Origin of the sequence: Burkholderia sp. MSMB1589WGS (assembly GCF_001636105.1) — a bacterium.
Taxonomy (GTDB): Bacteria; Pseudomonadota; Gammaproteobacteria; order Burkholderiales; family Burkholderiaceae; genus Burkholderia; species Burkholderia humptydooensis.
Genome location: NZ_LNJT01000004.1, coordinates 144,981 through 165,895 on the forward strand (window position 1 = coordinate 144,981; position 20,915 = coordinate 165,895).

18 protein-coding genes, 1 tRNA gene and 3 pseudogenes are annotated in these 20,915 nt (G+C 67.1%); 10 read left to right on the top strand and 12 right to left on the bottom strand.

Annotation, left to right across the window (positions count from 1 at the left end):
• Positions 1–393: 393 nt before the first annotated feature.
• From WT16_RS02150 to WT16_RS02170, 5 genes are all read left to right on the top strand, one after another.
• Positions 394–1,302 carry an aldose 1-epimerase gene (locus WT16_RS02150; protein ID WP_006026370.1) on the top strand — a complete coding sequence of 303 codons (909 nt, stop codon included), beginning with the start codon at positions 394–396 and terminating at the stop codon, positions 1,300–1,302.
• A 215-nt stretch (positions 1,303–1,517) separates the two neighbouring features.
• Positions 1,518–2,225, top strand: a complete 708-nt coding sequence (locus WT16_RS02155; protein WP_063532614.1) for a peptidoglycan DD-metalloendopeptidase family protein — start codon at positions 1,518–1,520, stop codon at positions 2,223–2,225.
• Between the two features lie 351 nt (positions 2,226–2,576).
• A complete protein-coding gene (locus WT16_RS02160) occupies positions 2,577–4,202 on the top strand; it encodes an acyl-CoA synthetase (protein WP_063532615.1) in 1,626 nt (541 codons plus the stop codon).
• Between the two features lie 194 nt (positions 4,203–4,396).
• Positions 4,397–4,714, top strand: coding sequence for a DUF2288 domain-containing protein (locus tag WT16_RS02165; RefSeq protein WP_006026366.1), 318 nt, complete (start codon positions 4,397–4,399; stop codon positions 4,712–4,714).
• Positions 4,715–4,721: 7 nt separating this feature from the next.
• The gene (locus WT16_RS02170; protein ID WP_006026365.1) at positions 4,722–6,113 is read left to right on the top strand and encodes an MATE family efflux transporter; all 1,392 of its coding nucleotides are present in this window, start codon (positions 4,722–4,724) and stop codon (positions 6,111–6,113) included.
• 222 nt (positions 6,114–6,335) lie between these two features.
• Here WT16_RS02170 and WT16_RS02175 read toward each other — a convergent pair whose 3' ends face one another.
• Positions 6,336–6,527, bottom strand: coding sequence for a hypothetical protein (locus tag WT16_RS02175; protein WP_009911946.1), 192 nt, complete (start codon positions 6,525–6,527; stop codon positions 6,336–6,338).
• Positions 6,528–6,695: 168 nt separating this feature from the next.
• On the opposite strand from WT16_RS02175, the gene WT16_RS02180 reads away from it, so the two are divergent.
• A complete protein-coding gene (locus WT16_RS02180; protein WP_004191316.1) occupies positions 6,696–6,866 on the top strand; it encodes a hypothetical protein in 171 nt (56 codons plus the stop codon).
• Between the two features lie 286 nt (positions 6,867–7,152).
• Here WT16_RS02180 and WT16_RS02185 read toward each other — a convergent pair whose 3' ends face one another.
• Positions 7,153–7,971, bottom strand: coding sequence for a GNAT family N-acyltransferase (locus WT16_RS02185; RefSeq protein WP_006026364.1), 819 nt, complete (start codon positions 7,969–7,971; stop codon positions 7,153–7,155).
• 151 nt (positions 7,972–8,122) lie between these two features.
• Positions 8,123–8,581, bottom strand: coding sequence for a phosphohistidine phosphatase SixA (gene sixA / locus WT16_RS02190; protein WP_009911942.1), 459 nt, complete (start codon positions 8,579–8,581; stop codon positions 8,123–8,125).
• A 165-nt stretch (positions 8,582–8,746) separates the two neighbouring features.
• Between sixA and WT16_RS02195 the strand changes: the two genes are divergently transcribed.
• Positions 8,747–8,823 (top strand) — tRNA-Pro (locus tag WT16_RS02195).
• 232 nt (positions 8,824–9,055) lie between these two features.
• Positions 9,056–9,313: a hypothetical protein gene (locus WT16_RS02200; protein ID WP_063532616.1), complete on the top strand. Its 258-nt coding sequence runs from the start codon at positions 9,056–9,058 to the stop codon at positions 9,311–9,313.
• An 87-nt stretch (positions 9,314–9,400) separates the two neighbouring features.
• On the opposite strand, the gene WT16_RS02205 is transcribed toward WT16_RS02200, so the two are convergent.
• Entirely contained in the window at positions 9,401–9,970 is a 570-nt protein-coding gene (locus tag WT16_RS02205) for a hypothetical protein (protein ID WP_009911939.1), read from the bottom strand.
• 132 nt (positions 9,971–10,102) lie between these two features.
• The gene (locus tag WT16_RS02210; RefSeq protein ID WP_063532623.1) at positions 10,103–11,179 is read right to left on the bottom strand and encodes a phosphatase PAP2 family protein; all 1,077 of its coding nucleotides are present in this window, start codon (positions 11,177–11,179) and stop codon (positions 10,103–10,105) included.
• A 518-nt stretch (positions 11,180–11,697) separates the two neighbouring features.
• Here WT16_RS02210 and WT16_RS34275 point away from each other — a divergent pair.
• A complete protein-coding gene (locus WT16_RS34275) occupies positions 11,698–12,141 on the top strand; it encodes a hypothetical protein (RefSeq protein ID WP_015602460.1) in 444 nt (147 codons plus the stop codon).
• A 52-nt stretch (positions 12,142–12,193) separates the two neighbouring features.
• Here WT16_RS34275 and ppx read toward each other — a convergent pair whose 3' ends face one another.
• Positions 12,194–13,708 carry an exopolyphosphatase gene (ppx, locus tag WT16_RS02220; RefSeq protein WP_006026358.1) on the bottom strand — a complete coding sequence of 505 codons (1,515 nt, stop codon included), beginning with the start codon at positions 13,706–13,708 and terminating at the stop codon, positions 12,194–12,196.
• Positions 13,709–13,983: 275 nt separating this feature from the next.
• Between ppx and ppk1 the strand changes: the two genes are divergently transcribed.
• Positions 13,984–16,044, top strand: coding sequence for a polyphosphate kinase 1 (ppk1, locus tag WT16_RS02225; RefSeq protein ID WP_006026357.1), 2,061 nt, complete (start codon positions 13,984–13,986; stop codon positions 16,042–16,044).
• Between the two features lie 111 nt (positions 16,045–16,155).
• On the opposite strand, the gene phoR is transcribed toward ppk1, so the two are convergent.
• The 6 genes and pseudogenes from phoR to pstC all read right to left on the bottom strand — a co-directional run.
• Positions 16,156–17,466, bottom strand: coding sequence for a phosphate regulon sensor histidine kinase PhoR (gene phoR / locus WT16_RS02230; RefSeq protein WP_063532617.1), 1,311 nt, complete (start codon positions 17,464–17,466; stop codon positions 16,156–16,158).
• 69 nt (positions 17,467–17,535) lie between these two features.
• Positions 17,536–18,237: a phosphate regulon transcriptional regulator PhoB gene (gene phoB / locus WT16_RS02235; protein WP_009911934.1), complete on the bottom strand. Its 702-nt coding sequence runs from the start codon at positions 18,235–18,237 to the stop codon at positions 17,536–17,538.
• Between the two features lie 28 nt (positions 18,238–18,265).
• Positions 18,266–18,970 (bottom strand): phosphate signaling complex protein PhoU, encoded by a 705-nt coding sequence (gene phoU / locus WT16_RS02240; RefSeq protein WP_006026354.1) that lies wholly within the window; start codon positions 18,968–18,970, stop codon positions 18,266–18,268.
• A gap of 20 nt (positions 18,971–18,990) precedes the next feature.
• A pseudogene (gene pstB / locus WT16_RS02245) lies at positions 18,991–19,838 on the bottom strand (phosphate ABC transporter ATP-binding protein PstB).
• Positions 19,839–19,853: 15 nt separating this feature from the next.
• Positions 19,854–20,745 (bottom strand): annotated as a pseudogene (pstA, locus tag WT16_RS02250) (phosphate ABC transporter permease PstA).
• A pseudogene (gene pstC / locus WT16_RS02255) lies at positions 20,742–20,915 on the bottom strand (phosphate ABC transporter permease PstC); the annotation flags it as partial. The pseudogenes pstC and pstA, both read right to left, overlap by 4 nt.

Here is a 20,915-nt window from a genome sequence, read left to right on the forward strand (position 1 = left end):
AGCCAGATACACTTTTAATGCAAATGAAAGAAAAACGAAAGCGAACTGCTGCGCATCGCGACAGTGCTTTCAGGACGAAAGGCGGCGAATCAGCGGCCGACTTTGTAAAAGAACAACACGGTGCTGCCCGTAAACATGCCGAACAGCGTAAGGGCCATCGCAGTTGCCAGATCCATGTTCGCTCCTTGTTGGGACAGATCCGGCGCTATCAACATGACCGGTTCGCGTCATTGTCCTTACGGTTTGCCGTTTTTGACATTCTCGATTTCCCGCATGCGCACTTTCCATTCGCCGCGCGCGGGTCACCTCTGCCGCACCGATGCGCACGCCCCGCGCCACGGCGATTCCGCTATCCTTGACGACCTATCTTGGAGAACATCGACGCCTGCCACCATGCCCTCTTTCCAGAATCAGGACATCCTCGAGCTCATCGACGGCGCGTCGCTCGCGCGCATCGCACCCGAAGCGGGCGGCCGGCTGCTGTCGTGGAGTATCGGCGACGCGAGCATCGTCTTCTGGCCCGATGCCGCAGACTGGTCCAATCCCGCGAAGATCCGCGGCGGCAATCCGCTGCTGTTCCCGTTTCTCGGCCGGCATCGGGCCGACGGGCGAATCGGCTTCTGGCGCGACGGCGCGGGCATCGTCCGCGAGCTGCCGATGCACGGCTTCGCGCGCGATCTGCCGTTCGATGCGCAAGCGGATGCCGACGGTCGCGGCGTCACGCTGACGCTCGGCAGCAGCGATCGCACGCGCGCCGGCTACCCGTTCGATTTCCGCTTCGCCGCGCGCTACCGGCTCGTTGACGAGCGCACGCTCGACGTCGCGCTGACCACGACCAATCTCGGCGACACGCCACTGCCGCACTACGCGGGACACCATTTCTATTTCGCGCTGCCGCACGCCGAGCGTGCGTCGACCGTGCTCGAGCTGCCGCCGACGCAGCGGCGCCGCCAGCTCGACGACGGCTCGATCAGCGCGCCCGAGCCCGGCTCGTCGCGCTACACGCTAGACGATCCGGCCATCCTCGACCGCTTCCACTGCCTCGACGGCATCCCCGCCGAGCCGGTGCGCGTACTGATGCCCGGCCGCCGGCACGCGATCGACATCGACCTGAACCGCCCTGGCTCGGCGCCGTGGTACGCGGTGACGACCTGGACGGAGGCGCCCGGGTCGGACTTCTATTGCGTGGAGCCATGGCTCGGCCTGCCCGACGCGATTCACAACGGCCTCGGCTTGCGGCGCGTCGCGCCGGGCGCGACGGAAACCGCTGCGCTGCGTATCCGCGTGACGCCGCTCGCCTGACGCGCCCCCGACGTCGGCTTGCCCGCAAGACGCGGCGCGGCGGGCCGCGCGAGCGGCTGCCGCGCCGCCCCGCTCCACCCGCACGCATCCTTCCGGGCAAGCGCGTTCGGCGCCCTTGCCGCCCCGAAACGGCGAGCCCGCCGCCGAACCCGTTAAAATTAGACGTTTTTGTACCCGCCGCCGCGCACTGCCGCGGCGGCGCCTTGCGAGGTTCAATGTTGCTGAAAACAACGAGACGGCTCGTCGTCGCATCGCTAGCCGCGCTGCTCGCCGCGTGCGGCTCGGCGCCCGTCGGCCCCGGCTTCTACCGGGTCGAGCGCGGCGACACGCTCTCCCAGATCGCGCGATCGAACCGCCAGTCGGTCGCGAACATCGTCCGCTGGAACCAGATCACGAATCCCGACGCGATCGAAGTCGGTCAGGTGCTGCGTGTCGCGCCGCCGGCCGGCTTCGCGTCGACGTCGGGCGCGACGGGCACGACGGGCACGTCGCGCAGCCCGAGCCGCCCGGCGCCCTCATCGCCCTCATCGCCCGCGCCTTCCGTGAAACCCGCGTCGAGCATCTCGCTCGTCTGGCCCGCCGCCGGCAACGTGATCCGCTCGTTCGACGGGGCGAAATCGAAGGGCATCGACATCGCGAACACCGCCGGCACGCCTGTCATCGCGGCGGCGGCCGGCACGGTCGTCTACGCGGGCAACGGCCTGCGCGGCTACGGCAACCTGCTGATCGTCAAGCACAACGCCGACTTCCTGACGACGTACGCGCACAACCGCACGCTGCTCGTGAAGGAAGGCCAGACGGTCGCGCAGGGACAGAAAATCGCGGAGATGGGCGATACCGACAACGATCGCGTCGCGCTGCACTTCGAGCTGCGCTACGGCGGCCGCTCGATCGACCCCGCGCGCTACCTGCCGTCGCGCTGACGCAGCGCGACGCGCCGCGCACGACGCGACGTGCGCGTTCCGGCGCGAGCCGGGCAATCGGATCAAGAGAACGATCAGCGTTTGCGCAGCCGGCCGTGCAAACGGCCGGACAGCGGATCGACGTGGCGCGCGAACGCCACCAGCGCGCCGATCCCTATCACGCTGAGCCCCGTAGCTATCAGAAGCAGGTCCATGGTCGTATCTATCGTTGGTGAAACGATCATACGCAGCATTTGTGGTTTACGCATGAACGTGCCTTCTAGGATCGACCCTAACGGGCAAGCGTGCGCCCGGCGATTCGGTGTACTGTGCATCGAAACGGCCGCACGAAAAAACGATCGGAGACGCACGATGCTGCCCCATGCCGCCCATTACGCCGAGCTCGTCGACCGCTTCGCATGGCGCATTCCCGCGCGCTACAACATCGGCGCCGACACATGCGACAAATGGGCGGACGGCAGCGGCCGCGTCGCGCTGATTCACGAACATGCGGACGGCGTCATTGCGCGCTACACGTTCGATGAACTGAGGAGCAGCTCTAATCGGCTCGCGAACAGCTTCGCGCGCGCAGGCGTGAAACGCGGCGACCGGATCGGCATCCTGCTCGCGCAAGGCCCGGAAACGGCGATCGCCCATCTGGCCGCCTACAAGCTCGGCGCGGTCGCGGTGCCGCTCTTCACGCTGTTCGGCGCGGACGCGCTCGAATTTCGCCTCGGCGACAGCGGCGCCGTCGCGGTCGTCACCGATCGCGCCGGCTACGAGAAGATCGCGCCGCTGCATGCGTCGCTGCCATCGCTCGCGACGGTCTACTGCACCGGCGGCGCGCCCGATCTCGCCGAGCCCGGCGTGCTCGCATTCGAAGCGGCGCTCGCGGCCGAATCGGACAAGTTCCAGCCAGCGGACACGTCGGCCGACGACCCGGCGCTCATCATCTATACGTCCGGCACGACGGGCAAGCCAAAGGGCGCGCTGCACGCGCACCGGGTGCTGCTCGGCCATCTGCCGGGCGTCGAGATGTCGCAGAACCTGTTTCCGGCGCGTGCGCGCCTGTTCTGGACGCCCGCCGACTGGGCGTGGATCGGCGGGCTCCTCGACGTACTGCTGCCCTCGCTGCATCACGGCGTGCCGGTACTCGCGCAACGCTTCGAGAAATTCGATGGCGCGGCCGCGTTCGAGCTGCTCGCGCGGCACGGCGTCACGCACGCGTTCCTGCCGCCGACCGCGCTGAAGCTGATGCGTGCGGCCGTCGCGCAGCCTCGCGAGCGCTATGCGCTCGCGCTCGAATCGGTGGCGAGCGGCGGCGAGTCGCTCGGCGCCGAGCTCGTCGCATGGGGCCGCGACGCGTTCGGCGTGACGATCAACGAGTTCTACGGTCAGACCGAATGCAACGTCGTGCTGTCGTCGTGCGGCGCGCTGTTCGAGCCGCGCGCGGGCACGATCGGCAAGGCGGCGCCCGGGCATCGCGTCGCGATCGTCGACGATGCCGGCAACGTGCTGCCGCCCGGCGTCGCGGGCAACATCGGCGTGCGCGCGCCTGACCCCGTGATGTTCATCGGCTACTGGCACAAGCCCGATGCGACGCGCGAGAAATTCGCCGGCGACTTCCTGCTGACGGGCGACGTCGGCGTTGCCGATGCCGACGGCTTTTTCCGCTTCGTCGGCCGCAACGACGACGTGATCACGAGCGCCGGTTACCGGATCGGCCCGGGGCCGATCGAAGACTGCCTGCTCAAGCACCCGGCCGTGCGGATGGCGGCCGTTGTCGGCGTGCCGGACCCGACCCGCACCGAAATCGTCAAAGCGTTCGTCGTGCTGAACGCCGGCTACGAAGCGAACGACGCACTCGCACGCGAGCTGCAGGCGCACGTGAAGACACGGCTTGCCGCGCATGGATATCCGCGCGCGGTCGCATTCGTCGACAGCCTGCCGATGACCGCGACGGGCAAGATCATCCGCCGCGCACTGCGCGACGCGTGACGCATGCGATACGTGACATGCGCGGAGCGGCCGGGCCGCGCTCCGCGCATGCCGCTCGAACGCCCCATCGGCACACGCACGCCCTGATCGTCGCACGCCGCCGCCCGCCGCGAAACTCGTCCGAACGGCCGAGTCTCGCCGGCCGTTCGAATGGTTTATAGTGGCGCTCACTGCCGGTTCCGTCACATCACGCCATGTCTTCGAACACCCCATCCCCCGACTCGCCCAGCCCGCTCTATCTGAACCTGCTCGGCGAAACCGCGAAGATCGACTGGTGCGATCTCGAGCGTTTTTTTGCGCAAGGCAAGCTGCTGTCGGTCGCGCGCGATCTCGATCTCGTGAGCGTCGCCGAAGCGATCGCAAGTGACGACAAGGAGCAGGTCACGCGCTGGCTGTCCGCGGGGCATGTCGAGCGGATGCAGGCCGGCACCGCGCAGGATTACTCGACGCGCAATCCCGAGCTGTGGGCGGTCGTCGTATCGCCGTGGGTGTGCGTGCAGGAACGCGCGTAACGCAGCGATGCACGCCTCCTCCACTTCCGCGCAAGCGGGCGAAGACCCCGAGCCGCGCCCAGCCGCGAACCGGCATCGGCGCGTGCTCGGCCTCGCGTTGCCGATCATCGCCGCGAACCTCACGCAGCCGATTCTCGGCGCGGTCGACACCGCCGTCGCCGGTCACCTGAACGGCCCGCAATATCTCGGCGGCGTCGCGCTCGGCGGCCTCTTCTTCAACTTCGTGTACTGGGGCTTCGGCTTCCTGCGAATGGGGACGACCGGGCTCGTCGCGCAGGCGTTCGGCGCGAACGACCTCGCCGGAATCCGCATCAACGTGCTGCGCGCGCTTCTGCTTGCGTTCGCGCTCGGCGCGGCGGCGCTCGCGCTGCAAGCCCCGCTTCTCGGCATCGCATTCGCCGCGCTCGGCGGCAGCGATGCGGTGCGCGCGACCGCGCTCGAATACGCGCACGCGCGGATCTGGGCTGCACCGTTCGCGCTCGCGAACTACGTCGTGCTCGGCTATCTGCTCGGCGTGCAGCGCGTGCGGCTCGCGCTCGTGATCCAGATATTCGTCAACGTCGTCAACATCGGCGCCGTGCTGCTCTATGTGTACCGCTTCAATTGGGGTGTCGCGGGCATCGGCGCCGCGACCGCGACGGCCGACATCGCGGGCTTCGCGGCGAGCGCGCTGCTGCTGCGCTGGCTGAGCCCGCGCGGCCTCGCGAAGGTCGGTCGCGCCGAGCTCCTCGATCGCGCGGCGCTCGCGCGTCTCGTCGCCCTCAATCGCGACATTTTCATCCGCACGCTGTGCCTGCTGTCGGCGTTCGGCTGGTTCGCGCATCTCGGCGCGCGGCAAGGCGACGCAACGCTCGCGGCCAACGCGCTGCTCCTCAATTTCCAGACCTTCATGGCGTATGCGCTCGACGGCTTTGCGCACGCGGCCGAGGCACTCGTCGGAGCGGCGGCCGGCGCGCGCAATCGCGATGCCTTCCGGCAAGCGCTGCGCACGACGTTCTTCTGGGCGGGAATCGGCGCGCTCGCGTTCGCGCTCGCCTATTGGGGCGCAGGCAACTGGATCGTCGCGCAGCTCACCGATCAACCATCCGTCCGCAGCGTCGCCGAGCGCTATCTCCCGTGGGCCGCGCTCTCTCCGGTGATTTCTGTCTGGGGCTTCATGCTGGACGGCGTGTTCATCGGCGCGACGCACACGCGCGCGCTGATGCGGGCGATGGCGACATCGTTCGCGCTGTTCGTCGCTGCAACGCTCGCGCTGGTCGGCCCGTTCGGCAATCACGGGCTCTGGATCGCATTGCTCGTGTTCATGGCCGCGCGCGGCGCGACCCTTGCGCGCCATCTGCCGGGGCTCGAGCGAGCCATCGCGCAAGACGCGACGCCGGCAGCGCGCACCGCCGGCTGACGCGCATCTCGCTCCCGCCCGGCCCAAAGGCGCCAATCCGCGTCACGCATCGGCCGACGACGACGGTCCGCGCGGCGGGCACGCGCCATTAGCCGAATCGCGCAGCCACCGCGGCACGCTCGAATACGGCCAAGGGCGGACACATGCCATCCGTCCGGCTGAAGGCAAACGCGCTCACAACGCGCCTTCCGCTTGCCTCCACGTACACCGCCGCGATCGCGGTTATTTCGCTGGCGTCGCAGCGGCTCCGCCCACGCCGGGCTCGCCGAGCATCGGCGGCGGCGTCATGTCGGTCGGCACGCCCTGATAGTCGGGCGGATCTTGCGGCGGCGTGCCGCGGCGGCCCTGTCTGGGATCGCTCGCGCAACCGGCAAGCACGGCCGCCACGAGCGCGGCGATGACAATGCGAGTCATGGATTTCCTCGGAATGATCGGTCGATCGCGCCCCGGTTCTCACCGGATAGCGCCCGGCGAGTCTACCGGAAATCGGCGCGCGATGATGCCGACGCGCGCCTTCGTGTCCGCGTCGGCATGTCCTACTATGTAGACGTGGCGCTATGTCCGTTTGAAAGGAGGGCTGCCATGGATGCCGAATCGATTGCGGGCCTGATCGGCCTGGGTATCGGGCTGCTGGTGCTCGTCAGCTTGTCGGTGTACGAATCGCGCGAATACAAGCGCGCGCACAACGGCGAAGGCATGATCCATCACTGGATGGCCGAACATCACCTGCTCGACTGGCGGCGCAAGCACTGACCGACCGCCTCACTTCCGCCGTCTCACGGATGACGAACGCAAACGCGACGCCGCGCGTGAAAACGCGCGGCCCGCTTGCGTGGGGTGCGAATGCGCCCGTTCGAAATCGCCGCCGATCCTCACCCGCAGCCGGCGGGAAAGACGCTGTTTGCGCACCGGAATGCGCGCAACCGCAGCGCGCGCTGTCGTTTCGATTCGATGAACGGTTGCCGATAAAAAACGGCACAGCGATACAATCGCCGTGCCGTCTGACGTGCGGACCGATTTCCGCTCGCGCCGGGCAGCGTCAGCGCGGCAGCGGATCGTTCAGGAAGTGGCGCGCGTAACGGGCGTTGATGTCCGACAGGCGGAACAGCGTGAGGAAGTCCGCGCAATTGAAGTCGGGATCCCACGCGGGCGCGCCGCAGATCTTCGCGCCGAGCCGCAGGTAGCCCTTGATGAGCGGCGGCGGCGCGACCCTCACACCGGTCTGCAACTCGTCGACGGGCAGCGGCGTGTGCGGAAACGCGCGATACTCGGGCGCCGTCAGCGCATCGCCAAGCGATTGATAGAGATTCGCCGCATAGTGGCCGCCGTCGGCCATCGACACGCTCGCGCAACCGAGCATCGTCTCGTAGCCGTTTTGCAGCATGTAGGTGCCGAGCCCCCCCCAGAGCGCCATGATGACGGCGCCGCTGCGATAGTCGCGATGCACGCACGAGCGGCCGACCTCGACCATCTTCGAGCGCAGATGCGTGAGACGCGACAGGTCGAACTCGCCCTCCGCGTACAGGCGGCCGACACGCGCCGCCTGATGCGGCGGCAGCACGCGGTAGGTGCCGACGACCTTCAGCGTGTCGAGATCGCGCACGAGCAGGTGATCGCAGTACGGGTCGAACGGATCGACGTCGAGGCCCGCCGGGCCGCTCACGTGCGCGCCCATTTCCTCGGCGAACACGCTGTGGCGCAGCCGCTGCGCTTCGCGCAGCTCGTCTTCGGTGCGCGCCCACGCGGCGCGCAAGCGGAACTCGGCGGTGACCGTCTCGGCCGCGCGCGGCAACCGGCGGCGCGGCAAGTCAAGGGGTAGCGAGGCAAATGGGAGCGTAGGCGTCGGCAGTTCTCGCATTAGGCTTTCCTGGTCGTAAGGAAGAAGACGACATGCCCGCCAATGTAGTAACCGGCCGTGACGCTTACGTGGCAAAACGGTGTCCATTCGGTGACGTGTCGCCGATTTGACTTTAGCAGAAAGCAGGAAACGGCGTTTGATTGCGACCCAATCAGACTAGATCGGGCGAAATGGCCGCGCGCAGCACGGTCTGCCCATTGCCTTCCCGCGCGCGGCTCGAAAGCCACAGCAGCCCGCCCTTCTTGACGCTCCAGCTCTCGTCCGAGCCGGCGAGCAGGTGCGCGGCCACGCTGCCGAGCGTCGGCTGATGCCCGACGACGACGACCGTCGATGCGATCCCGTCCGGCCAGCCGGCCGCGGCGAGCACGTCGTCGGCATCGCAGCCGGGCGCGAGCTCGTTCGCGGTCCGATAGTGGTCGGTCAGCGCCTCGGCCGTCTGCACGGTGCGCGCGGCGGGGCTCGCGAGCACCGTCGCATGGCGCTCGATACGCGCGCGCAGCCACTTCGCGACGGCCTGCGCGTCCTTGCGGCCGCGCGCGGTCAATTGGCGCGCGAGGTCGGTGCTTGCGTAGTCTTCGGCTTCGGCATGTCGCCAGAGAATCAGGTTCATCACGAGACGCCTCCAGAATGAGCGGAGCCGCACGCTGCGGCTTCGCGACACGGCGGTCGAGATGCCGCGACATTCGCCATTGTTGCGCAATCTGCACGCATGCGCGAACGATTGCACGCGGAGATTGACCCGATTTAGGCAAGAGCGATACAATTACCGATTCCTCGGAGCGTAGCGCAGCCTGGTAGCGCATCTGATTTGGGATCAGAGGGTCGTAGGTTCGAATCCTATCGCTCCGACCACTATACGAAAAGGGTTCCACTGCGGGGTTCCGCTGCGGAGCTTCTTCACGAAAAAAGCCCGGCCGGCGTCCAATCAAGACGCCTCGTCGGCCACGACAAAGCCCGCGCCCTGCGGGCTTTGTCGCGCCTCGCGCCCGGCACGCCGCCGCCATCGCCAGTTTCTGAGTCAAGTCAATTTCCCCCGCAATGCAATGCGCCAACATTAAGGCGAGCACGAAGGGAGAACACAGGAATGAGCTGGCATTGCCATGTAGCGCGTGAATTGGCGCATATCGAGGCGGCGATCGGGCTCCTCGAGAAAACGAGAAAGGAATTCGCCAACAACACGGTGGTGTGCGATCCCGCATACTGGCGGCTCAGGCTCAATACGATCCGGGGACGCCTTGACGAAGACCGCGCGCTAGAACGCCGGATGAGCGAACTCCTGGCTCGCGTCGATCGACTCGAAGCGAGGAACCTGCATCGAGAAAGCGACGACGCGCTGGCATGAAACGCCGGATGCGGCTCGCGGGCGAATAGCGAAAGCGTCTCGTGCAGCTTATCAGACATGAAACGGCACATCGAATGTCCTCGTCGGTCACTCGATCACGCTGTTGCGATCCCCCTTCAACAGCATCTGCGGCACCTGGCCGAACCGATACGTGCCGCTCGCGGCGTCGAGATCGAACACCCAGACGAGATCGAAGCGATCGTCGGGCCATGTCTGCGGCACCGTCTGCTTGCCGAGTGGAAGCGCGTCAGCGATCGCCGGAATGTCCTCGTGCTGCCACGCGATCAGCACGCATCCGCTGCTCGCGACGGCCGCCTGCGCCAAGTCCTTTTCCTGACCTTTCGTATAGGCATCGCTGATCGCGAGCCCGAGCTTGTGCGCGAGCGGCGTGATCGTGTCGATCGGACGCTTGCTCTTCGCATGCTTCGCGACCGCCGCCGCGAACAGCCAGTCGGGCGTCGCGAGATCGGCGTGCTGCAGCGGGCCGCGGCTCGGCGCAAACAACACCGCGAGCGCGCCCGCGCGTTGCCAACCGGGCACGGTGAGCGCCTCGACGTCCTGCTCGCCCTTTGCGTTCACGCCGTATGGCGCGCCGTCGCCGGTCGGTTTCTCCGCATGCCGGATGATCATGATCTTGTGGGCAATCGGGCTGGCCATTGCGTGTCCTCCTGGTCGTTGTTCGTGGACGGCGGGCGAACGTCGCGCGATGAGAACGTCCGCCGTCATCTGTGATAGCAAGCGAATCCGGCAAACGCAATGGAATCCCGCCGCTCGCGGGCTGCTCACGGCTCACGCGTCGCCGCGCGACCGGGAGGCGCGCGCGGCGCGTCGTGCGAGCGCCGGATCGCCATCCGCCGCCAGTCCGGCCATCGGCCGCCGCCGCAAGCCGCGGAACATGGCAGCGGCAGCGGCGCTCGCGCGTGCGTCGGCCGCGTAGCGGAGCGCGGCGATCGCCGCGAGCGCGACGAGCAATCCGGCCAGCACGTCGACGAGATAATGACCGCCCTGCGTCGGCGTCGACGCGATCATCCCGCCGTTGAGAAACAGCGCGAACGGCGCGACCACGCGCACGCGCCGCAGCGCATATGCGAACAGCACGCCGAGCACCGTGTGAAACGACGGCAGCGACACCATGCCCTGCAGTGCGGCCAGATCGATGACGCGCAGCGTTCCGTCGCGCAATCGCACGAAATCGCTCACGCCCGACAGCGCGACCGGATCGATCACCCGGAAATGCAGGAACGCGCTCGCCGCCGGAAACGGCGTCGAAATCAGCAGCACCACCATGCTCGTCAGCATGAAGAGCGTGACGAACTCCGACAGCTCGGCGTCGCGTCTCGTCAAGCCCAGCCAGATCGGTATCCCGATCAATTGCCACTGCGCGCTGTCGTATGCGAACGCGAGCGCGCGCCGCAGCGCCGGATGCGCGCGAATCCGCTCATAGACGGCGGGCCAGTCGAAGCCGAGACGGGCGTCGAGGCGGATCAGCATGCCGTCGATCAGCGGTGGCCGCAAGGTCACGCACAGGTAGGACAGGATGCCCGCCGCCGCGACGAACGCGGCAAGGAGTGCGAGCCACGCGAACGTTCGGGCGGCCTCGCGATAGCGAAAACGCGCTGCGACGTCCGCGTAGCGCGGCACGCGTGCGACGCCGCCCAATACGAGCGAGAACGCCGCGCAGACGGCAATCGCCCGCGCGGCCACCGCGGCGCCGGCCCCTTGCAACGCGTAGCCGCCCGCGCGCAGCCACACAGCGTCGACGAGCGCCACCGCCGCGCACAACGCTGCGCCGACGCCATAGCGGCCCATCGCGAGCGTGCGGCGGCGCGAGTTGTCGAAGGGGGCGGTGTCTGCGCGATGCGTCATGAATTCACTCTCGTCGGGCGGCTGGCCGCGCCCGGCGGCTCCCGGCATGGCTCCAGCGGTTCGCCGCGCACGGCGTGCCCGAAGCGGGTCCGATGCCGGCGAAAAACGGCCGCTCAGGCGGGCGCGTCGCCCATCATAGATCGTCGGTCGCATGTGGGTCGATCATCGCCTACGCGCATGTCGCCTACGCGCATGTCGCCTACGCGCATGTCGCCTACGCGCACACGTCATCCAAGCGCAGCCCCCGCCTCGTCGCGAGCCGCCGCGCCCGCATAATGGTGCGCCCGCCCAGCGCACGTGCATCGGACGCGTCCGCGCCACGCCGCCTGCGCATGCCGGGCGTTTTCGCTATCATCGGGCAAACGGCGCCGGCAAGCCGCGCCCGAACCGCAAGGTTCGAAAGAAAAGCCGTTCGAAAGGACCGCGCCTGCAATGCCGCGCCTTTCCCGCCCGACTCCGACCGAACGGCCCGCCTCGGGCCGTCGACAACCCGCCGCCTGCCCGGCGAGCGCCATCGCATGAACCACTCACTCCGCCCGATTGCCCGATTGCTGATCCCGATTGCGACGCTTGCGACCGCGTCGTCCGCGTACGCCGATTCACAAGCGCTCGACGCCGCACTCGACTGCTCATCGACAGGCCACGCGTTCGTCGCGCCGCTCGTCGCCAGCGGCGCGATCCGCTCGCAGCCGATGCACGTCGAAGCGAACTCGATGAATGCGTTCCGCACGAACCGTTCGCTGACCGCCTACGGTTTCCCGATCTACGTCGTGCTCGGCTATCAGGAGAACGACCCGCTCTTCACGCATGGCGACGGCGAGCCGATCGGCGACTGGGCATATGGCGTCGTCGTCCGGGGCTCGATGCAAGCGGTGGAGGCGAAGGTGCGCGAGGCGGGCAGCCGGGCGGTCGTCAAGGATGCGTTTCCGTTTCTGACGGCGATCGTCTGCACGTCGCCGTGAGCGCGCCGGCATACGACGGCCGACAGCCCAATGCGCGGGCGGCACAACCGGATCACGCGCCCGTATAGACGACGCGATACGGAATGCCGACCTTCTCCCACTCGGCAGCCTCCTGACTGAGGCTGTAGTCGGTGAGCGGATTCTGCTGGACCCACGCGCTCGGCAGGTGCACCTCGTAGCCGCCCTTTTTCATCTGCGCGACGCTGATGTCGGGCAGGCCGGCGTCGTTCCGGCGCCGGCACAGCAGCGACGCGAGGCGCAGGCAGAACAGCAGCGGCCATTCGACTTCGCGCGACTGCGACAGCTTGCCGAGCTTGCCCGCGTGCCCGAGCACGAGCGCGGCGAGCCGCGCCTGGTCGGTGCGCGAGAAACCCGGCATGTCGGCGTTGCTCGCGATGTACGCCGAATGCTTGTGGTACGCGCTGTGCGAAATCGACAGCCCGATCTCGTGCAACGCGGCCGCCCAGCCGAGGAACGTGCGGCTTTCGTCGCGAGCCTCGCCTTCGGGCTCGTCGAGCTGGTCGTAGAAACGCGCGGCGAGCGCGCCGATGCGCGCCGCCTGCGCGCGATCGACGCCGTAGCGGCGCGTGAAGCCGTCGACCGTCACCGCGCGCATGTCCTCGTGCTGCGTGCGGCCGAGCAGGTCGTACAGCACGCCCAGGCGCAGCGCGCCGTCCGTCGTGTCGACGTAGTCGATGCCGAGCTCCTCGAACACCGCGAGCATGATCGACAGGCCGCCCGCGAGCACCGGCACGCGATCGGGCTTCAGCGCGACGAGCTTCAGCCGGTTCACGTTCTCGGCCTTGATGAGCGCGCGCTTCAGGCGCTCGAGCCCGCCGCGCGAGATGCCGTGCGACACGCCCGCGTCGTTGAAGCCGTTCGCCTCGACGAGCTCCGCGAGCGCGCGCGCGGTGCCGGACGAGCCGATCGCCTGATCCCACCCCGCCTTCTTGTATTCGCCGGAAATGATCTGGATTTCGCGCTTCGCGGCGAGCTCGGCCTGGCGCATCGTGTATTCGTCCACGTTGCCGGCCGGAAAGAACGCGCGGCTGTGACTCACGCAGCCAATGTAGAGGCTCTCCATCACGAGCGGCATGTAGTGCTGGCCGATGATGAACTCGGTCGAGCCGCCGCCGATGTCGACGACGAGCCGCTTGCCGGTGTTCGCCGGCACCGAGTGCGCGGCGCCCGCATAGATGAGGCGCGCTTCCTCGCGGCCCGCGATCACCTCGATCGGAAAGCCGAGCGCCGCCTCCGCCTCGGCGAGAAACTCGCCGGCGTTCTTCGCGACCCGCAGCGTATTGGTCGCGACCGCGCGCACGTGATCGGGATGAAAATCGCGCAACCGCTCGCCGAAGCGCTTGAGCGCCTCCCACCCGCGCTCCTGCGACGCGCGATCGAGCATCTTGTCGCGGGACAGGCCCGCCGCGAGCCGCACGGGCTCGCGCAGCGCGTCGACGGGATAGATCTGGCTGCCGGCGGGCGTCTCCTCGACGCGCCCGACAATGAGCCGGAAGCTGTTCGAGCCGAGATCGACGGCAGCCAGTAGATGCGGGGATGTAACCATCGAGGGGGCTCCGTTCTCGCCTGGTGCGCGCAGGCGATGCTGCGCGTACCGAAAAGATCAAAGGCGCCATTTTAAGCGCTGCGCGCCTTCCGGTGTCGGCCGCGAGCCGGCCGACACATGCTTTCATTGTATCCAGAGGACGCTTTTATGAAATCCCAGGTTTTCGAGCGTATGATTTGCCGATAAACATCAAACTGTCATCAGCACGTCATCGCACCGTGAGAATTTCCGAGCGACCTTTCGAGTCTGCGCCTGACCTTCCGTATTCTCTGCCGATGTCCCTTCGTTATCCGCTTCTGAATCGCGAGCTCGGCATCCTCGGCTTCAACGAGCGCGTGCTCGCCCAAGCCGCCGATCCGCACGTCCCGCTCCTCGAACGCCTGCGCTTCATCTGCATCACGAGCAGCAACCTCGACGAATTCTTCGAAGTCCGGATGGCCGGCCTTCAGGAGCAGATGCGCGACAATCCGGGCGCGCTCGCGCCGGACGGCATGTCGCTGCAGCATGTGTACGACCTCGTCGTCGAGCGCGCGCAGCGGCTCGTGCACCGGCAGTACACGATGCTGCACGAAACGATCCTGCCCGCGCTCGAACAGGAAGGCATCTATTTTCACGGCACCGAGACATGGAGCGACGCGCAGATCGAATGGGCGCGCCGCTATTTCTTCGACGAGCTGCTGCCCGTTCTCACGCCGATCGGCCTCGATCCCGCGCATCCGTTCCCGCGCGTGCTGAACAAGAGCCTGAACTTCGTGATCGAGCTCGAAGGCCGCGACGCGTTCGGCCGTCAGGCGGTGATGGGCATCGTGCAGGCGCCGCGCGCGCTGCCGCGCCTCGTGCGCGTGCCGCAGGAACTGTCGGGCTTTCAGCACGGCTTCGTGCTGCTGAGCTCGCTGATGCAGCGCTTCGTCGGCGAGCTGTTTCCGAAGCTCGTCGTCAAGAGCTGCAACCAGTTTCGGATCACGCGCAACAGCGAGCTCTTCGTCGACGAGGACGAAATCACGAACCTGCGCGTCGCGCTGCAGGGCGAGCTGCCCGCGCGCCATCTCGGCAATGCGGTGCGGCTCGAGGTGTCGGCCGACACGCCGCCGCATCTCGTGCGGCGCCTGCTCGACGAAAGCGGCCTGACCGAGAAGGATTGCTATCGCGTCGACGGCCCCGTCAATCTCGTGCGGCTGATGCAGTTGCCGGATCTCGTCGACCTGCCCGAGCTCAAGTTCACGCCATTCCTGCCGGCGATCCCGCCCGCGGTCGCGAACGCGCCGTCGATGTTCGACGCGATCGATCGCGGCGACATCCTGCTGCACCACCCATACGAGAGCTTCCAGCCGGTGCTCGAACTGCTGCAGCAGGCGGCGCGGGACCCGAGCGTCGTCGCGATCAAGCAGACGATCTACCGCACGGGCACCGATTCGCCGCTGATGGACGCGCTGATGGAAGCCGCGCGCAACGGCAAGGAAGTGACGGTCGTGGTCGAGCTGCTCGCGCGCTTCGACGAGGAGACGAACATCAACTGGGCCGCGCAGCTCGAATCGGTGGGCGCGCACGTCGTGTACGGCGTCGTCGGCCACAAGTGCCACGCGAAGATGATGCTGATCGTGCGCCGCGTGACGCAAGGCGGCAAATCAATGCTGCGCCGCTACGCGCACCTCGGCACCGGCAACTATCATCCACGCACCGCGCGCGTCTACACCGACTTCGGATTGATGACGTCGGAGCCCACGATCTGCGAGGACGTGCATCACGTGTTCCAGCAATTGACGGGCATCGGCGGCGAGCTGAAGCTGCACGAGATGTGGCAATCGCCGTTCACGCTGCACCCGCGGCTGATCGAGCACATCCGCGCGGAAGCCGGGAACGCGCGCGCCGGCAAGCGGGCACGGATCGTGGCGAAGATGAACGCGCTGCTCGAGCCGACCGTGATCGCCGAGCTCTACGAGGCGTCGCAAGCCGGCGTGAAGGTCGACCTGATCGTGCGCGGCGTCTGCGCGCTGCAGCCCGGCGTGCCGGGGCTGTCGGAGAACATCACGGTGCGCTCGATCGTCGGGCGCTTTCTCGAGCACCATCGGATCTATTACTTCCACGCGGACGGTGAAGAGCTCGTCTATCTGTCGAGCGCCGACTGGATGGATCGGAATCTGTTCCGTCGTGTCGAAGTCGCGTTCCCGGTGCGCGAGCGCAAGTTGAAGCGCCGCGTGATCGCAGAAGGGCTGTCGGTGTTCCTCGGCGACAACCAGTCCGCGTGGCTCATGCAGAGCGACGGCCACTATCGCCGCCGCCGCGCGGGCAAGGCGCCGCGCAACGCACAGCTCGGGCTCCTCGCGAAATTCTGCTGACGGGCGGCGGCGCGGCGCGTTTTCCGCCGAGTCGAAAACCGTTGACGGAGAAGCACGACACCCTCCGGCGCGGCGCAGGCGTCGAGCGCACCGCGCCGCACGCGCGTCACGTCACGCCGCATGCCGCCGGCTGATCGTCCGATGCGCGGGAAAGCGCGCGGCAAACGTGCTGCCGCGCCCTTCCTCGCTCTGGATCGCCAGTTGCGCATCGTGCCGTTGCAGCACGTGCTTGACGATCGCGAGCCCGAGCCCCGTGCCGCCCGTGTCGCGCGAGCGGCTGCGATCGACGCGGTAGAACCGCTCGGTGAGCCGCGGCAGATCGGCGACCGGGATGCCGAGCCCGCTGTCCGTGACCGAGAACACCGCCTGCGCGCCGTCACGCCGCCATTCGACGCGAATCGTCCCGCCCTCCGGCGTATAGCGGATCGCATTCGTCACGAGATTGCCGAGCGCGCTGAAGATCTCGGTCTGCGCGCCCGTCACCGCGAGCGTCTCGTCGACCTTGAACGTGATCTCGTGATGCCCGTTCGACAGCGTCTGCGCATCGTCCTTCAGGTGATCGAGCACCGTGCGCATGTCGACCGCGCGATCGGCAGGCGGCTTGCCTTCGCCCTCGAGCTTCGCGAGCACGAGCAGATCGGTGACGATGTGCCGCATCCGCGACGCCTGCTGCTCCATCAGCTCCAGATAGCGCGCGCGCTCGTCGTCGGACAGCGGCAGCTCGCGCATCGTCTCGAGAAAGCCCGACAGCACGGTGAGCGGCGTCTTCAGCTCGTGCGACACGTTCGCGACGAAGTCGCGCCGCATCGCGTCGGTGCGCTCGAGCTCGGTGATGTCCTGCGTGAGCAGCAGCTTGCGATTCTCGCCGTATGGAAACACCTGCACGGCGAGCACGTTCTGCCGGTTGCCGCCCATGCCGCGCATCACGAGCGTCTCGTCGTAATGCTGGCCGTTCAGGTAGCGGACGAAATCCGGATGGCGGACGAGATGCGTGATGTGCTGGCGCAGGTCGCGCTTCGTGTCGAGTCCGAAGTGCACTTCGGCGATCGCGTTGCACCACTCGATCTGATCGCGGTCGTCGAGCATCGCGACGCCGTTCGGCGACGCCTGGATCGCCTGGATGAAGCGCGAATGCTGCTGCTCGACCTGGCGCACCTGCGCGTGCCATTGCTTCGCGAGCTTGTGCAGCCGGTAATAGATCTCGCCCCAGATGCCCGGCGCGCTCGGCACTTCTCCGTAGACGGGCGCATCGAGCAGGCGCCAGAGGCGCTGCGTGTGAAACGTGCTGACGAAGCCCTGCACGACGAGCATCGCGAGCGCGAAAACGAGGCCCGGCACGGGGCCCGCGATTGCGCCGATGATCGCGCTGACGAGCGCGAGCAAGACGAGCGACACCAGAAAGCGCGCCCAGATGATGTTCATGATACGGCGCCCGACGAAAGAGGAAAACGATGGCACGCTGCGGCGCGGCTCCCTCGCGCCGCGCGCCCGTTACGCGTGTTTCGCGAGCCGGTAGCCGCTGCCGCGCACGGTTTCGATCATAGCATCGCAGCCGGCCGGCTTGAGCGCGGCGCGCAGCCGCTTGATGTGCACGTCGACCGTGCGCTCCTCGACGAACACGTGGTCGCCCCAGACCTGGTCGAGCAACTGCGTGCGGCTGTGGACGCGCTCCGGATGGGTCATGAAGAAATGCAGCAGGCGGAACTCTGTCGGGCCGAGATCGAGCTTGATCTCGCTGCCGTCCCCCTGCGCGGCGACGCGATGCGTCGCCGGGTCGAGCCGCAGCCCGTTGATCGACACGACGTCCTCGGTCAGTTGCGGCGCGCGACGCCGCAGCACTGCCTTGATCCGCGCCATCAGCTCCTTCGGCGAGAACGGCTTCGTCACGTAGTCGTCCGCGCCGATCTCGAGGCCGAGCACCTTGTCCTGCTCGTCGCCGCGCGCGGTCAGCATGATGATCGGGATGTGCTTCGTGCGCTCGTTGTTGCGCAGGTCGCGCGCGAATGCGATGCCCGACTTGCCCGGCAGCATCCAGTCGAGCAGCACCAGATCGGGCAGCACGTCGCTGATCAGGCTCTGCGCCTGCTCCGCGTTGTAAGCGCGAATCGGGCAATGTCCCGCGTGTTGCAGGTTCACCGAAATCAATTCGGAAATCGCGGGCTCATCTTCGATGACGAGAATGTTGCTGGGCATCGGCACCTCGGTCCGTCCTTGTCGGCAGTTAGCTATTGGCTTCGCGATCGAGCAGGTCGCGCGGCTGGTGCCGCACGTCGGTGCCCTTCACGATGTAGATGATGAATTCGGCGATGTTCTTCGCGTGATCGCCGATCCGCTCGATCGCCTTCGCGATGAACAGATAATCGAGGCCGACCGAGATCGTCCGCGGATCTTCCTGCATGTACGATACGAGCTTGCGCACGAACGCACGGAATTCCTGGTCGATCTCCTTGTCGTCCTTGACGATCTGCGCGGCGGCGACGGTATCGAGGCGCGCGAACGCATCGAGCGCGCGGCGCAGGATCGTGACCGCCATGTCGCCCGACACCTTGATCTCGGCGATGTTCACGCCGCGCGCGGCGGGCTCGTCGACGAGACGGCGCACGCGCTTCGCGATCTTCTCGGCCTCGTCGCCCGCGCGCTCGAGGTTCGTGATCGTCTTCGAGATCGACATCAGGAGACGCAGGTCGCGTGCGGCCGGCTGCCGGCGCGCGATGATGTTGCCGCACTCCTCGTCGATCTCGACTTCCATGTGATTGAGGCGCTCCTCCGTCTCGATCACGCGCTCGGCCGCGTTGCGGTCGAACTCGTTCAGCGCATGCATCGCTTCGGTGATCTGCGCCTCGACGAGGCCGCCCATTTCGAGCACCTTCGACGACACCGCGTTGAGATCGGCGTCGAACTGGCTCGACAGATGTTTATCCGACATTGTTGCCCTCCGTCACCCGGTCAGCCGAAGCGGCCCGTGATGTAGTCTTCCGTTTCCTTGCGCACCGGCTTGATGAAGATCTTCTCCGTTTCGCCGAACTCGATCAGCTCACCGAGATACATGTACGCGGTGTAGTCCGAGCAGCGCGCCGCCTGCTGCATGTTGTGCGTGACGATGACGACCGTGTAGTCGCTCTTGAGCTCCGCGATCAGCTCTTCGATGCGGCCCGTCGAGATCGGATCGAGCGCCGAGCACGGCTCGTCGAGGAGCAGCACCTCGGGCCGGATCGCGATGCCGCGCGCGATGCAAAGACGCTGCTGCTGGCCGCCCGACAGGCCGTAGCCGCTCTGGCCCAGCTTGTCCTTCACTTCGTTCCAGAGCGCCGCCTTCGTGAGCGCCCATTCGACGCGGTCGTCCATCTCCGAGCGCGTAAGCCGCTCGAACATCTTCACGCCGAACGCGATGTTGTCGTAGATCGACATCGGGAACGGCGTCGGCTTCTGGAACACCATGCCGATGCGCGCGCGCAAGAGCGAGATGTCGAGCTTCGACTGCAGCAGGTTCTCGCCGTCCATCACGATCTCGCCTTCCGCGCGCTGCTCCGGGTAGAGCGCGTACATCTTGTTGAACGTGCGCAGGAGCGTCGACTTGCCGCAGCCCGACGGGCCGATGAACGCCGTCACCTTCCCCTCGGGAATGCTCAGGTTGATGTTCTTCAGCGCGTGGAAATTGTTGTAGAAGAAGTTCAGGTTCTTGACTTCGATCTTCGCGTTGAGCGGCGCGAGCGGACGCTGCCCGCCGCCGCGCCGACGCCGGCCGGACCCGTGGCGAGTTTCGAGGGATCGAGGTGGCTTTCTGCCATGTTCATCGGATTGCTCCGCCGTTACTTTTTCGAGAAGACCGAGCGCGCGAGGATATTGAGTCCCAGCACCCCGAGCGTAATCAGGAACACGCCCGCCCATGCGAGCGACTGCCATTCCGCAAACGGGCTCATCGCGAACTTGAAGATCGTGACGGGCAGGTTCGCCATCGGCTGGTTCATGTCGACCGAGAAGAACTGGTTCGACAGCGCGGTGAAGAGAGCGGCGCGGTTTCGCCGGCAATCCGCGCGACCGCGAGCAGCACGCCCGTGATGATCCCGCCCACCGACGCGCGCAGCGTGATCTTCAGGATCATCCGCCACTTCGGCGTGCCGAGCGCGAAGGCAGCCTCGCGCAGCGCATTCGGCACGAGCTTCAGCATGTTCTCGGTCGTGCGGATCACGATCGGGATCTGCAGCAGCGCGAGCGCGATCACGCCCGCCCAGCCGCTGAAGTGGCCGGATTTCGCGACGACGAGCGCGTACACGAACAGACCGACGACGATCGACGGCGCCGACAGCAGGATGTCGTTGATGAAGCGCATCACGCTCGCGAGCCAGCTCTTCTGGCCGTACTCGGCGAGATAGACGCCCGCGAGAATGCCGATCGGCGTGCCGACGAACGTCGCAAGCGCGACGAGCAGCAGGCTGCCGACGATCGCGTTCGCGAGCCCGCCGCCCGCCGTGTTGGGCGGCGGCGTCGATTCGCTGAAGAGCGTGAGCGACAGCCCGTCGATCCCCAGATGCAGCGTCGTGTAGAGAATCCAGACGAGCCAGAGCAGGCCGAACGCCATCGCGGCGAGCGACGCGGTCAGCGCGATCACGTTGGTCGCCTTGCGGCGGCGCTGCAATCGCGCGCGCATCGCGTCGAGCACGGCGCCGTCCGGACCCGCATGTTGACGATCGGCGCGCTCATTTGCGGCCCTCCCCGCGTTCGAGGCGCAGCAGCATCAGCTTCGAGATCGCGAGCACGATGAACGTGATCACGAACAGGATCAGGCCGAGCTCCATGAGCGCGGACGTGTGCAGCCCCGGCGCCGCTTCGGCGAATTCGTTCGCGAGCGCCGACGTGATGCTGTTGCCGGG

What these genes read in the sequence shown, in the direction of transcription:
- WT16_RS02150 (WP_006026370.1), top strand. Translation starts at nt 394, where the DNA reads ATGCCCTCTTTCCAGAATCAGGACATCCTCGAGCTCATCGACGGCGCG.
- WT16_RS02155 (WP_063532614.1), top strand. Translation starts at nt 1,518, where the DNA reads ATGTTGCTGAAAACAACGAGACGGCTCGTCGTCGCATCGCTAGCCGCG.
- WT16_RS02160 (WP_063532615.1), top strand. Translation starts at nt 2,577, where the DNA reads ATGCTGCCCCATGCCGCCCATTACGCCGAGCTCGTCGACCGCTTCGCA.
- WT16_RS02165 (WP_006026366.1), top strand. Translation starts at nt 4,397, where the DNA reads ATGTCTTCGAACACCCCATCCCCCGACTCGCCCAGCCCGCTCTATCTG.
- WT16_RS02170 (WP_006026365.1), top strand. Translation starts at nt 4,722, where the DNA reads ATGCACGCCTCCTCCACTTCCGCGCAAGCGGGCGAAGACCCCGAGCCG.
- WT16_RS02175 (WP_009911946.1), bottom strand. Translation starts at nt 6,527, where the DNA reads ATGACTCGCATTGTCATCGCCGCGCTCGTGGCGGCCGTGCTTGCCGGT.
- WT16_RS02180 (WP_004191316.1), top strand. Translation starts at nt 6,696, where the DNA reads ATGGATGCCGAATCGATTGCGGGCCTGATCGGCCTGGGTATCGGGCTG.
- WT16_RS02185 (WP_006026364.1), bottom strand. Translation starts at nt 7,971, where the DNA reads ATGCGAGAACTGCCGACGCCTACGCTCCCATTTGCCTCGCTACCCCTT.
- sixA (WP_009911942.1), bottom strand. Translation starts at nt 8,581, where the DNA reads ATGAACCTGATTCTCTGGCGACATGCCGAAGCCGAAGACTACGCAAGC.
- WT16_RS02200 (WP_063532616.1), top strand. Translation starts at nt 9,056, where the DNA reads ATGAGCTGGCATTGCCATGTAGCGCGTGAATTGGCGCATATCGAGGCG.
- WT16_RS02205 (WP_009911939.1), bottom strand. Translation starts at nt 9,970, where the DNA reads ATGGCCAGCCCGATTGCCCACAAGATCATGATCATCCGGCATGCGGAG.
- WT16_RS02210 (WP_063532623.1), bottom strand. Translation starts at nt 11,179, where the DNA reads ATGACGCATCGCGCAGACACCGCCCCCTTCGACAACTCGCGCCGCCGC.
- WT16_RS34275 (WP_015602460.1), top strand. Translation starts at nt 11,698, where the DNA reads ATGAACCACTCACTCCGCCCGATTGCCCGATTGCTGATCCCGATTGCG.
- ppx (WP_006026358.1), bottom strand. Translation starts at nt 13,708, where the DNA reads ATGGTTACATCCCCGCATCTACTGGCTGCCGTCGATCTCGGCTCGAAC.
- ppk1 (WP_006026357.1), top strand. Translation starts at nt 13,984, where the DNA reads ATGTCCCTTCGTTATCCGCTTCTGAATCGCGAGCTCGGCATCCTCGGC.
- phoR (WP_063532617.1), bottom strand. Translation starts at nt 17,466, where the DNA reads ATGAACATCATCTGGGCGCGCTTTCTGGTGTCGCTCGTCTTGCTCGCG.
- phoB (WP_009911934.1), bottom strand. Translation starts at nt 18,237, where the DNA reads ATGCCCAGCAACATTCTCGTCATCGAAGATGAGCCCGCGATTTCCGAA.
- phoU (WP_006026354.1), bottom strand. Translation starts at nt 18,970, where the DNA reads ATGTCGGATAAACATCTGTCGAGCCAGTTCGACGCCGATCTCAACGCG.